The organism is Escherichia sp. MOD1-EC6021, from assembly GCF_002965245.1.
Taxonomy (GTDB): Bacteria; Pseudomonadota; Gammaproteobacteria; order Enterobacterales; family Enterobacteriaceae; genus Escherichia; species Escherichia coli_F.
In genome coordinates, this window is record NZ_PTRU01000019.1 from 83,162 (window position 1) to 94,992 (window position 11,831).

13 protein-coding genes and 1 tRNA gene are annotated in these 11,831 nt (G+C 48.3%); 12 read left to right on the top strand and 2 right to left on the bottom strand.

Annotation, left to right across the window (positions count from 1 at the left end; all coding sequences use genetic code 11):
- Positions 1–202: 202 nt before the first annotated feature.
- Positions 203–625, bottom strand: a complete 423-nt coding sequence (locus BEB54_RS19850) for a hypothetical protein (protein ID WP_088541595.1) — start codon at positions 623–625, stop codon at positions 203–205.
- A 79-nt stretch (positions 626–704) separates the two neighbouring features.
- Entirely contained in the window at positions 705–1,649 is a 945-nt protein-coding gene (locus tag BEB54_RS19855; protein WP_105277505.1) for a hypothetical protein, read from the bottom strand.
- Between the two features lie 804 nt (positions 1,650–2,453).
- On the opposite strand from BEB54_RS19855, the gene cydA reads away from it, so the two are divergent.
- The 12 genes from cydA (at position 2,454) to BEB54_RS19915 (ending at position 11,625) form a co-directional block, all read left to right on the top strand.
- Positions 2,454–4,022, top strand: a complete 1,569-nt coding sequence (gene cydA, locus BEB54_RS19860) for a cytochrome ubiquinol oxidase subunit I (protein ID WP_000884361.1) — start codon at positions 2,454–2,456, stop codon at positions 4,020–4,022.
- 15 nt (positions 4,023–4,037) lie between these two features.
- Positions 4,038–5,177, top strand: coding sequence for a cytochrome d ubiquinol oxidase subunit II (gene cydB, locus BEB54_RS19865; protein ID WP_000568277.1), 1,140 nt, complete (start codon positions 4,038–4,040; stop codon positions 5,175–5,177).
- A gap of 14 nt (positions 5,178–5,191) precedes the next feature.
- Positions 5,192–5,305: a cytochrome bd-I oxidase subunit CydX gene (gene cydX, locus BEB54_RS19870; RefSeq protein WP_000270282.1), complete on the top strand. Its 114-nt coding sequence runs from the start codon at positions 5,192–5,194 to the stop codon at positions 5,303–5,305.
- Positions 5,305–5,598, top strand: a complete 294-nt coding sequence (gene ybgE, locus BEB54_RS19875) for a cyd operon protein YbgE (protein WP_000034602.1) — start codon at positions 5,305–5,307, stop codon at positions 5,596–5,598. Before cydX ends, ybgE begins: the two co-directional genes overlap by 1 nt.
- A 149-nt stretch (positions 5,599–5,747) precedes the next feature.
- Entirely contained in the window at positions 5,748–6,152 is a 405-nt protein-coding gene (gene ybgC, locus BEB54_RS19880; protein ID WP_001098384.1) for a tol-pal system-associated acyl-CoA thioesterase, read from the top strand.
- A complete protein-coding gene (gene tolQ / locus BEB54_RS19885) occupies positions 6,149–6,841 on the top strand; it encodes a Tol-Pal system protein TolQ (RefSeq protein WP_000131314.1) in 693 nt (230 codons plus the stop codon). Before ybgC ends, tolQ begins: the two co-directional genes overlap by 4 nt.
- Before the next feature lie 3 nt (positions 6,842–6,844).
- Positions 6,845–7,273 carry a colicin uptake protein TolR gene (gene tolR, locus BEB54_RS19890; RefSeq protein WP_000090097.1) on the top strand — a complete coding sequence of 143 codons (429 nt, stop codon included), beginning with the start codon at positions 6,845–6,847 and terminating at the stop codon, positions 7,271–7,273.
- A gap of 64 nt (positions 7,274–7,337) precedes the next feature.
- Complete coding sequence (tolA, locus tag BEB54_RS19895) at positions 7,338–8,603, top strand: cell envelope integrity protein TolA (RefSeq protein ID WP_032302713.1); 1,266 nt, start codon at positions 7,338–7,340, stop codon at positions 8,601–8,603.
- Positions 8,604–8,735: 132 nt separating this feature from the next.
- Positions 8,736–10,028: a Tol-Pal system beta propeller repeat protein TolB gene (gene tolB / locus BEB54_RS19900; protein WP_001295307.1), complete on the top strand. Its 1,293-nt coding sequence runs from the start codon at positions 8,736–8,738 to the stop codon at positions 10,026–10,028.
- 34 nt (positions 10,029–10,062) lie between these two features.
- Positions 10,063–10,584: a peptidoglycan-associated lipoprotein Pal gene (gene pal / locus BEB54_RS19905; protein ID WP_001295306.1), complete on the top strand. Its 522-nt coding sequence runs from the start codon at positions 10,063–10,065 to the stop codon at positions 10,582–10,584.
- A gap of 9 nt (positions 10,585–10,593) precedes the next feature.
- Positions 10,594–11,385: a cell division protein CpoB gene (gene cpoB / locus BEB54_RS19910; RefSeq protein ID WP_000097569.1), complete on the top strand. Its 792-nt coding sequence runs from the start codon at positions 10,594–10,596 to the stop codon at positions 11,383–11,385.
- 164 nt (positions 11,386–11,549) lie between these two features.
- Positions 11,550–11,625, top strand: a tRNA-Lys gene (locus BEB54_RS19915).
- The last annotated feature ends 206 nt before the right edge of the window (positions 11,626–11,831 follow it).

Here is an 11,831-nt window from a genome sequence, read left to right on the forward strand (position 1 = left end):
GCAATTCATATATGCTTAATGTAAAAATAATGTTGAAAATAACAAATAATTAATGATCCATGCGAAGAATGACCTTTGTTAGCTCTTTTGATTTTTCGTAAAAAAGAGAAGTACATGAAGGTGCTACCAGTACGAGTAACGTTAATCAAAAGTTTTATTACGTCTGGCAATAACGCAGGCCATTTTTCGCGACAGGAGGGATTTAATCAGTACAATCCCCATACAATAGGTCAGGATTTACTGAACCGTTAACGGGGTTTTGGTGTTGAAATTTAGAAATGGTGGAGTCAATCAATGAAGACAGTATCGAAAAAATGACTGTGTCAGAACTAATTTCGATTAATTCTTCTCTTTTTTGACCCAAAAAGATATTTATCTTGATTTCATTTGTACTACGGCAATCTATATAAAGTAATTTTTGATCGCTGAGATTTTCCGTTTCATAAATGTTTTTGGCGAGTGTCGGGTGTAATGATGCCAGACATCTGCTCAGATAAGCCAGATCCTTTAGGGAATACCCCACTGAGTAGAGGATGTCAGAGAATTTTTGTGTGTTTACTGTTATCTCTGAAGTGCATGTTGCATTGACAGGAAGAGTATTAAAAGAGAGCTGAGATGGTGTCATGATTTAAATATCACCGTGAGGAATAAAAATCAACCCCGGGCACTGTTTAGCAATATTTTACACAGGGCTGTATAGAAAATTAAAGTATTTGATTGGCGTCGGTTAACTGATCAATAACTAGTGCTAAATTGGTAAACATTTTGAAATGTCGATACTGGCTCGGAATATCATTTTCAAAGACGAAGGATTCAAGGTTATTGTCTGAAAAATAAAGGACAAGTGTTGCTGATTCGTCAGGGGAAATATGGAAATATATCTGGTTACCAGACGGAGGATTGTCCAGAAGAAGAGCATCTTTGCCCGTCACATACCTGTTATGGTCGTGGACACTACGCTCACACTTCATCAGAGGTGTCATGATACTCATGTATTCATCTGATGTTAATATATTAAAATCGCCATTTATTTTAAAGAAACGATAAAGTATCAGTACATCCTCTAGCGTAACCGGTTGGTTTGTTTTCAGAGGGAAATAAGTGGGAACCAGAAGATGAGGTTCTAATCTATTTTGTTGGGCGCTATAACTGAATTTAAACATAAATTCCGGATCGCTCATCAATTTAGAAACATAATTATGCCTGGCTTCAAAGGTTTTAATTTTTACCAGGTTAAATAAATCTGGTTCTTCATCCTGTATTAAAAGACATTGGCCATAACAGAAAGGTTTTTTTTCATTATAAGCAGAAACGGTTATTCTGTCAGGAGTGTCAACGTTATATCCAAAAGCCAGATAGTTACCCTCCTCATCGCGATCTGTTTCCAGGCTATTTAAATTCATCACATTAAGTGTTTTCAATGCTGATTCAATGAGTTGTTGACCCTCTGAGGTAAATGTTTTGCGCTGCGTTGTATAAAGTGTATCGATACCAACGACTATCCGATGTGGGTCAAGGATGGCGGCAATCAACTTTATTACCTGCACAGTCACGGGTGATGTCATTGATTCGTTATCTGTTTTTAGAGGATCATTTGATGGCCAACCAGAGAAGCGATTGACAACAGAACCTATATTATCAAGACCCATGGCAGCAACCTCATTGTAATCAAGCGAGGCGCTCAGCTTACCCGGCTATAGAAAAACTAACTTGCAAAAATCGCTCATTTTTCGTTTATCAGGCGAAAGTTGCCTGTGTTCATGCAGACACAGTCGCCTCTGTTAAGCGATATCTCTCTCATCGATACTTATTGGTGATTATTACAAATGAAACAATAACATGGCGGTCTTACAGCGATGCTCATAAAGGCAACAATCAATTAACTTTGATAAAAATATGTTATGTAAAATAGCAACAAATTGGCTACTCTAATCAATTGGTATTATAAAAAGTTGATAAGGCGATTCTGTTAAATAAAACACTGGTTTTTTATCTATGTCTTTTTATTGTAATAATTGTGTTACATAAATATTTCACAATAAATTAACAATAAAATTACCAATGGTCTATGGTTTATACATAATTAACATATTTGACTGGTTTTGATATAAATCAATTTTTAATTCTTGAAAAAAATCTGCAAAACACGATAAATTGTCGTAGATCAAATTGGTGAGGTCGTGACAATTTCGCTATAAATTGATCACTGTCGAAAAATGCAAATTTGCTCAATAAAAACCTGTTTATTGTAAGGATTTTGCGGCGTAATATAATTACGGGATCAATTTGGTTTATTCATTAACATATTTGTAACTTTTTTATCATTGTCTTTTCCACTTTTGAGGAAAAGACAGCGATAGAGGCGAGCAAATAATTTTGTATTGGGGCATGCGTGTGACCCTTTCTAACGGGGTTCACTCTCGGAGTCTTCATGCGATGAGCAAGGAGTCATGATGTTAGATATAGTCGAACTGTCGCGCTTACAGTTTGCCTTGACCGCGATGTACCACTTCCTTTTTGTGCCACTGACGCTCGGTATGGCGTTCCTGCTGGCCATTATGGAAACGGTCTACGTCCTTTCCGGCAAACAGATTTATAAAGATATGACCAAGTTCTGGGGCAAGTTGTTTGGTATCAACTTCGCTCTGGGTGTGGCAACCGGTCTGACCATGGAGTTCCAGTTCGGGACTAACTGGTCTTACTATTCCCACTATGTAGGGGATATCTTCGGTGCGCCGCTGGCAATCGAAGGTCTGATGGCCTTCTTCCTCGAATCCACCTTTGTAGGTCTGTTCTTCTTCGGTTGGGATCGTCTGGGTAAAGTTCAGCATATGTGTGTCACCTGGCTGGTGGCGCTCGGTTCAAACCTGTCTGCGCTGTGGATTCTGGTTGCGAACGGCTGGATGCAAAACCCAATCGCGTCCGATTTCAACTTTGAAACTATGCGTATGGAGATGGTGAGCTTCTCCGAGCTGGTGCTTAACCCGGTTGCTCAGGTGAAATTCGTTCACACTGTAGCGTCTGGTTATGTGACTGGCGCGATGTTCATCCTCGGTATCAGCGCATGGTATATGTTGAAAGGTCGTGACTTCGCCTTTGCTAAACGCTCCTTTGCTATCGCTGCCAGCTTCGGTATGGCTGCCGTTCTGTCTGTTATTGTTCTGGGTGATGAATCCGGTTATGAAATGGGCGACGTGCAGAAAACCAAACTGGCTGCTATTGAAGCCGAGTGGGAAACGCAACCTGCACCTGCTGCCTTTACTCTGTTCGGCATTCCTGATCAGGAAGAGGAGACGAACAAATTTGCGATCCAGATCCCTTACGCGCTGGGCATCATTGCAACGCGTTCCGTGGATACCCCGGTTATCGGCCTGAAAGAGCTGATGGTGCAGCATGAAGAACGCATCCGTAACGGGATGAAGGCGTACTCTCTGCTCGAGCAACTGCGTTCTGGTTCTACTGACCAGGCGGTTCGTGACCAGTTCAATAGCATGAAGAAAGACCTCGGTTACGGTCTGTTGCTGAAACGCTACACGCCAAACGTGGCGGATGCGACTGAAGCGCAGATTCAACAGGCAACCAAAGACTCCATTCCACGTGTAGCGCCGCTGTACTTCGCGTTCCGTATCATGGTGGCGTGTGGCTTCCTGCTGCTGGCAATCATCGCGCTCTCTTTCTGGAGTGTCATCCGCAACCGTATTGGCGAGAAAAAATGGCTGCTGCGCGCTGCATTGTACGGTATTCCGTTGCCGTGGATTGCTGTAGAAGCGGGCTGGTTCGTGGCTGAATATGGTCGCCAACCTTGGGCTATCGGTGAAGTGCTGCCGACAGCTGTAGCGAACTCGTCACTGACCGCAGGCGACCTCATCTTCTCGATGGTGCTGATTTGTGGCCTGTATACCCTGTTCCTGGTGGCAGAATTGTTCTTGATGTTCAAGTTTGCACGCCTCGGCCCAAGCAGCCTGAAAACCGGTCGCTATCACTTTGAGCAGTCTTCCACGACTACTCAGCCGGCACGCTAAGACAGGAGTCGTCAAATGATCGATTATGAAGTATTGCGTTTTATCTGGTGGCTGCTGGTTGGCGTTCTGCTGATTGGTTTTGCAGTCACTGACGGTTTCGACATGGGGGTGGGCATGCTCACCCGTTTCCTCGGTCGTAACGACACCGAGCGTCGAATTATGATTAACTCCATCGCACCACACTGGGACGGTAACCAGGTATGGCTGATCACTGCGGGTGGCGCTCTGTTTGCTGCCTGGCCGATGGTCTATGCCGCTGCGTTCTCCGGCTTCTATGTGGCGATGATCCTCGTGCTGGCGTCTCTGTTCTTCCGTCCGGTCGGTTTTGACTACCGCTCCAAGATTGAAGAAACCCGCTGGCGTAACATGTGGGACTGGGGCATCTTCATTGGTAGCTTCGTTCCGCCGCTGGTGATTGGCGTGGCGTTTGGTAACCTGTTGCAGGGCGTACCGTTCAACGTGGATGAATATCTGCGTCTGTACTACACCGGTAACTTCTTCCAGCTGCTTAACCCGTTCGGCCTGCTGGCTGGCGTGGTGAGCGTAGGGATGATCATTACTCAGGGCGCAACCTATCTGCAGATGCGTACCGTGGGCGAACTGCACCTGCGTACCCGTGCAACGGCTCAGGTGGCGGCACTGGTGACACTGGTCTGCTTCGCACTGGCTGGCGTATGGGTGATGTACGGTATCGATGGTTATGTTGTGAAATCAACAATGGACCATTACGCGGCATCTAACCCGCTGAATAAAGAAGTGGTTCGTGAAGCTGGCGCATGGTTGGTGAACTTCAACAATACGCCGATTCTGTGGGCTATTCCGGTACTGGGTGTGGTTCTGCCTCTGCTGACCATTCTGACTGCACGTATGGATAAAGCGGCGTGGGCGTTTGTGTTCTCCTCCCTGACGCTGGCCTGCATCATCCTGACTGCCGGTATTGCAATGTTCCCGTTTGTGATGCCGTCCAGCACCATGATGAACGCAAGTCTGACAATGTGGGATGCAACTTCCAGCCAGCTGACGCTTAACGTCATGACCTGGGTTGCGGTGGTTCTGGTACCGATCATTCTGCTCTACACCGCCTGGTGCTACTGGAAAATGTTCGGTCGTATCACCAAAGAAGATATTGAACGTAACACCCACTCTCTGTACTAAGTAAGGAGCTAAAAATGTGGTATTTCGCATGGATTCTGGGAACGCTTCTTGCCTGTTCGTTTGGGGTAATCACCGCGCTGGCGCTTGAGCACGTCGAATCAGGCAAAGCCGGTCAAGAAGACATCTGATGAGTAAGATTATCGCAACCTTGTATGCGGTAATGGACAAGCGCCCCCTGCGGGCGCTTTCCTTCGTGATGGCGCTTCTGTTAGCAGGATGTATGTTTTGGGACCCGTCACGTTTCGCCGCGAAGACCAGTGAACTGGAAATCTGGCATGGTTTATTGCTGATGTGGGCCGTCTGTGCTGGTGTTATTCACGGCGTGGGCTTTCGTCCGCAGAAGGTTCTCTGGCAAGGGATTTTTTGCCCTTTGCTTGCCGATATTGTTCTCATTGTCGGGCTGATTTTCTTCTTCTTTTAAATCAGAATTCTCTTTAAAAATTTATGGGCCGCTTCAGGCCCATAAATTTTTACGCTCCCTTAACTTGCCCTCATTCCCAAACCTCAATCGCGCGCGTATAGTAGCAGCGTTTAAAAGCTCTAACTTTTGTTGCATTACCGGGATGTAAAGTGAATACAACGCTGTTTCGATGGCCGGTTCGCGTCTACTATGAAGATACCGATGCCGGTGGTGTGGTGTACCACGCCAGTTACGTCGCTTTTTATGAAAGAGCACGCACAGAGATGCTGCGTCATCATCACTTCAGTCAGCAGGCGCTGATGGCTGAACGCGTTGCCTTTGTGGTGCGTAAAATGACGGTGGAATATTATGCACCTGCGCGGCTCGACGATATGCTCGAAATACAGACTGAAATAACATCAATGCGTGGCACCTCTTTGGTTTTCACGCAACGTATTGTCAACGCCGAGAATACTTTGCTGAATGAAGCAGAGGTTCTGGTTGTTTGCGTTGACCCACTCAAAATGAAGCCTCGTGCGCTTCCCAAGTCTATTGTCGCGGAGTTTAAGCAGTGACTGACATGAATATCCTTGATTTGTTCCTGAAGGCTAGCCTTCTGGTTAAACTTATCATGTTGATTTTGATTGGTTTTTCAATCGCATCCTGGGCCATTATTATCCAGCGGACCCGTATTCTTAACGCAGCGGCGCGCGAAGCCGAAGCGTTTGAAGATAAATTCTGGTCTGGAATCGAACTTTCTCGCCTCTATCAAGAGAGCCAGGGGAAACGGGATAATCTCACTGGTTCGGAACAAATCTTTTACAGCGGGTTCAAAGAGTTTGTGCGCCTACATCGTGCCAATAGCCATGCGCCGGAAGCCGTAGTGGAAGGGGCGTCGCGAGCGATGCGTATTTCCATGAACCGTGAACTTGAAAATCTGGAAACGCACATTCCGTTCCTCGGTACGGTTGGCTCCATCAGCCCGTATATTGGTCTGTTTGGTACGGTCTGGGGGATCATGCACGCCTTTATCGCCCTCGGGGCGGTAAAACAAGCAACACTGCAAATGGTTGCGCCCGGTATCGCAGAAGCGTTGATTGCGACGGCAATTGGTCTGTTCGCCGCAATTCCGGCGGTAATGGCTTATAACCGCCTCAACCAGCGCGTAAACAAACTGGAACTGAATTACGACAACTTTATGGAAGAGTTTACCGCGATTCTGCACCGCCAGGCGTTTACCGTTAGCGAGAGCAACAAGGGGTAAGCCATGGCCAGAGCGCGTGGACGAGGTCGTCGCGATCTCAAGTCCGAAATCAACATTGTACCGTTGCTGGACGTACTGCTGGTGCTGTTGCTGATCTTTATGGCGACAGCGCCCATCATCACCCAGAGCGTGGAGGTCGATCTGCCAGACGCTACTGAATCACAGGCGGTGAGCAGTAACGATAATCCGCCAGTGATTGTTGAAGTGTCTGGTATTGGTCAGTACACCGTGGTGGTTGAGAAAGATCGCCTGGAGCGTTTACCACCAGAGCAGGTGGTGGCGGAAGTGTCCAGCCGTTTCAAGGCCAACCCGAAAACGGTCTTTCTGATCGGTGGCGCAAAAGATGTGCCTTACGATGAAATAATTAAAGCACTGAACTTGTTACATAGTGCGGGTGTGAAATCGGTTGGTTTAATGACGCAGCCTATCTAAACATCTGCGTTTCCCTTGCTTGAAAGAGAGCGGGTAACAGGCGAACAGTTTTTGGAAACCGAGAGTGTCAAAGGCAACCGAACAAAACGACAAGCTCAAGCGGGCGATAATTATTTCAGCAGTGCTGCATGTCATCTTATTTGCGGCGCTGATCTGGAGTTCGTTCGATGAGAATATAGAAGCTTCAGCCGGAGGCGGCGGTGGTTCGTCCATCGACGCTGTAATGGTTGATTCAGGTGCGGTAGTTGAGCAGTACAAACGCATGCAAAGCCAGGAATCAAGCGCGAAGCGTTCTGATGAGCAGCGCAAGATGAAGGAACAGCAGGCTGCGGAAGAACTGCGTGAGAAACAAGCGGCTGAACAGGAACGCCTGAAGCAACTTGAGAAAGAGCGGTTAGCGGCTCAGGAGCAGAAAAAGCAGGCTGAAGAAGCCGCAAAACAGGCCGAGTTAAAGCAGAAGCAAGCGGAAGAGGCGGCAGCGAAAGCGGCTGCAGATGCTAAAGCGAAGGCTGAAGCGGATGCAAAAGCTGCGGAAGAAGCAGCGAAGAAAGCGGCTGCAGACGCGAAGAAAAAAGCAGAAGCAGAAGCAGCCAAAGCCGCAGCCGAAGCGCAGAAAAAAGCCGAAGCAGCCGCTGCGGCGCTGAAGAAGAAAGCGGAAGCGGCAGAAGCAGCTGCAGCTGAAGCAAGAAAAAAAGCGGCAACTGAAGCTGCTGAAAAAACCAAGGCAGAAGCTGAGAAGAAAGCGGCTGCTGAAAAGGCAGCAGCTGATAAGAAAGCAGCGGCAGAGAAAGCTGCAGCCGACAAAAAAGCAGCAGAAAAAGCGGCTGCTGAAAAGGCAGCAGCTGATAAGAAAGCAGCGGCAGAAAAAGCCGCCGCAGACAAAAAAGCGGCAGCGGCAAAAGCTGCAGCTGAAAAAGCCGCTGCAGCAAAAGCGGCCGCAGAGGCAGATGATATTTTCGGTGAGCTAAGCTCTGGTAAGAATGCACCGAAAACGGGGGGAGGGGCGAAAGGGAACAATGCTTCGCCTGCCGGGAGTGGTAATACTAAAAACAATGGCGCATCAGGGGCCGATATCAATAACTATGCCGGGCAGATTAAATCTGCTATCGAAAGTAAGTTCTATGACGCATCGTCCTATGCAGGCAAGACCTGTACGCTGCGCATAAAACTGGCACCCGATGGTATGTTACTGGATATCAAACCTGAAGGTGGCGATCCCGCACTTTGTCAGGCTGCGTTGGCAGCAGCTAAACTTGCGAAGATCCCGAAACCACCAAGCCAGGCAGTATATGAAGTGTTCAAAAACGCGCCATTGGACTTCAAACCGTAATCGCGATGCTGACTGTTCCGACGGTCAACATCAGACACCGGTTGCCACGGGGTTCTGGTAGTTTTGTGTATTTTAGTTTGTTAACATTCTGCTAAATTATCGTGGGCCATCGGTCCAGATAAGGGAGATATGATGAAGCAGGCATTACGAGTAGCATTTGGTTTTCTCATACTGTGGGCATCAGTTCTGCATGCTGAAGTCCGCATTGTGATCGACAGCGGTGTAGATTCCGGTCGTCCTATTGGCGTTGTTCCTTTCCAGTGGGCGGGTCCTGGTGCAGCACCTGAAGATATTGGCGGCATCGTTGCTGCTGACTTGCGTAACAGCGGTAAATTTAATCCATTAGATCGCGCTCGTCTGCCACAGCAGCCGGGTAGTGCACAGGAAGTACAACCAGCAGCATGGTCTGCGCTGGGCATTGACGCTGTGGTTGTCGGCCAGGTCACTCCGAATCCGGACGGCTCTTACAATGTTGCTTATCAGCTGGTTGACACTGGCGGCGCACCGGGTACTGTACTTGCTCAGAACTCGTACAAAGTGAACAAGCAGTGGCTGCGTTATGCTGGTCATACCGCCAGTGATGAAGTGTTTGAAAAACTGACCGGCATTAAAGGTGCGTTCCGTACCCGTATTGCCTACGTTGTTCAGACCAATGGCGGTCAGTTCCCGTATGAACTGCGCGTATCTGACTATGACGGTTACAACCAGTTTGTCGTTCACCGTTCTCCGCAGCCGCTGATGTCTCCGGCATGGTCACCGGATGGTTCTAAACTGGCCTATGTGACTTTCGAGAGCGGTCGTTCAGCGCTGGTTATTCAAACGCTGGCAAATGGTGCTGTACGTCAGGTGGCTTCATTCCCGCGTCACAACGGTGCACCAGCATTCTCGCCAGACGGCAGCAAACTGGCATTCGCCTTGTCGAAAACCGGTAGCCTGAACCTGTACGTAATGGATTTGGCTTCTGGTCAGATCCGCCAGGTGACTGATGGTCGCAGTAACAATACCGAACCGACCTGGTTCCCGGACAGCCAGAACCTGGCATTTACTTCTGACCAGGCCGGTCGTCCGCAGGTTTATAAAGTGAATATCAACGGCGGTGCGCCACAACGTATTACCTGGGAAGGTTCGCAGAACCAGGATGCGGATGTCAGCAGCGACGGTAAATTTATGGTAATGGTCAGCTCCAATGGTGGGCAGCAGCACATTGCCAAACAAGATCTGGCAACGGGAGGCGTACAAGTTCTGTCGTCCACGTTCCTGGATGAAACGCCAAGTCTGGCACCTAACGGCACTATGGTAATCTACAGCTCTTCTCAGGGGATGGGATCCGTGCTGAATTTGGTTTCTACAGATGGGCGTTTCAAAGCGCGTCTTCCGGCAACTGATGGACAGGTCAAATTCCCTGCCTGGTCGCCGTATCTGTGATAATAATTAATTGAATAGTAAAGGAATCATTGAAATGCAACTGAACAAAGTGCTGAAAGGGCTGATGATTGCTCTGCCTGTTATGGCAATTGCGGCATGTTCTTCCAACAAGAACGCCAGCAATGACGGCAGCGAAGGCATGCTGGGTGCCGGCACTGGTATGGATGCGAACGGCGGCAATGGCAACATGTCTTCCGAAGAGCAGGCTCGTCTGCAAATGCAACAGCTGCAGCAGAACAACATCGTTTACTTCGATCTGGACAAGTACGATATCCGTTCTGACTTCGCTCAAATGCTGGATGCACACGCAAACTTCCTGCGTAGCAACCCGTCTTACAAAGTCACCGTAGAAGGTCACGCGGACGAACGTGGTACTCCGGAATACAACATCTCCCTGGGTGAACGTCGTGCGAACGCCGTTAAGATGTACCTGCAGGGTAAAGGCGTTTCTGCAGACCAGATCTCCATCGTTTCTTACGGTAAAGAAAAACCTGCAGTACTGGGTCATGACGAAGCGGCATACTCCAAAAACCGTCGTGCGGTACTGGTTTACTAAGAGAATTGCATGAGCAGTAACTTCAGACATCAACTATTGAGTCTGTCGTTACTGGTTGGTATAGCGGCCCCCTGGGCCGCTTTTGCTCAGGCACCAATCAGTAGTGTCGGCTCAGGCTCGGTCGAAGACCGCGTCACTCAACTTGAGCGTATTTCTAATGCTCACAGCCAGCTTTTAACCCAACTCCAGCAACAACTCTCTGATAATCAATCCGATATTGATTCCCTGCGTGGTCAGATTCAGGAAAATCAGTATCAACTGAATCAGGTCGTGGAGCGGCAAAAGCAGATCCTGTTGCAGATCGATAGCCTCAGCAGCGGTGGTGCAGCGGCGCAATCAACCAGCGGCGATCAAAGCGGTGCGGCGGCATCAACGACGCCGACAGCTGATGCTGGTACTGCGAATGCTGGCGCGCCGGTGAAAAGCGGTGATGCAAACACGGATTACAATGCAGCTATTGCGCTGGTGCAGGATAAATCCCGCCAGGATGACGCAATGGTGGCATTTCAGAATTTCATCAAAAATTACCCTGATTCAACTTATCTGCCAAACGCCAATTATTGGCTGGGTCAGTTAAACTACAACAAGGGTAAAAAAGATGATGCGGCGTATTATTTTGCTTCGGTAGTGAAAAACTATCCGAAGTCACCGAAGGCTGCAGATGCGATGTTTAAAGTCGGCGTCATCATGCAGGACAAAGGTGACACCGCAAAAGCGAAAGCCGTATACCAGCAGGTTATCAGTAAATACCCTGGTACTGATGGCGCAAAACAGGCGCAAAAACGTCTGAACGCGATGTAATGCATAACACACGACCAGAAGTTGCATTATTTCTGGTCGTGTCGTGCGAATCATAAGCAGTTGAGTGATCTACATCGAAATTTTTGTTGCGCTCAAGTCTGAAATCAGTAATATATGCCGCCGTTGCCACGGGATATCAAACAAACCGAAAGCAACGAAAAAGTGGGTCGTTAGCTCAGTTGGTAGAGCAGTTGACTTTTAATCAATTGGTCGCAGGTTCGAATCCTGCACGACCCACCAATCGCTAAGGTGGAAGCGGTAGTAAAACGTGAAGGATAACGTTGCGTCAGCAACGGCCCGAAGGGCGAGACGAAGTCGAGTCATCCTGCACGACCCACCACTAACCTAGTTAGTTGTAGTATCCAGCGTAGTATCGGGTGATTAGCTCAGCTGGGAGAGCACCTCCCTTACAAGGAGGGGGTCGGCGGTTCGATCCCGTCATCACC

Bases quoted from the DNA above. Each gene is read 5' to 3' on its own strand.
- BEB54_RS19850 (WP_088541595.1), bottom strand. From the start codon at position 625: ATGACACCATCTCAGCTCTCTTTTAATACTCTTCCTGTCAATGCAACA.
- BEB54_RS19855 (WP_105277505.1), bottom strand. From the start codon at position 1,649: ATGGGTCTTGATAATATAGGTTCTGTTGTCAATCGCTTCTCTGGTTGG.
- cydA (WP_000884361.1), top strand. From the start codon at position 2,454: ATGTTAGATATAGTCGAACTGTCGCGCTTACAGTTTGCCTTGACCGCG.
- cydB (WP_000568277.1), top strand. From the start codon at position 4,038: ATGATCGATTATGAAGTATTGCGTTTTATCTGGTGGCTGCTGGTTGGC.
- cydX (WP_000270282.1), top strand. From the start codon at position 5,192: ATGTGGTATTTCGCATGGATTCTGGGAACGCTTCTTGCCTGTTCGTTT.
- ybgE (WP_000034602.1), top strand. From the start codon at position 5,305: ATGAGTAAGATTATCGCAACCTTGTATGCGGTAATGGACAAGCGCCCC.
- tolR (WP_000090097.1), top strand. From the start codon at position 6,845: ATGGCCAGAGCGCGTGGACGAGGTCGTCGCGATCTCAAGTCCGAAATC.
- tolB (WP_001295307.1), top strand. From the start codon at position 8,736: ATGAAGCAGGCATTACGAGTAGCATTTGGTTTTCTCATACTGTGGGCA.
- pal (WP_001295306.1), top strand. From the start codon at position 10,063: ATGCAACTGAACAAAGTGCTGAAAGGGCTGATGATTGCTCTGCCTGTT.
- cpoB (WP_000097569.1), top strand. From the start codon at position 10,594: ATGAGCAGTAACTTCAGACATCAACTATTGAGTCTGTCGTTACTGGTT.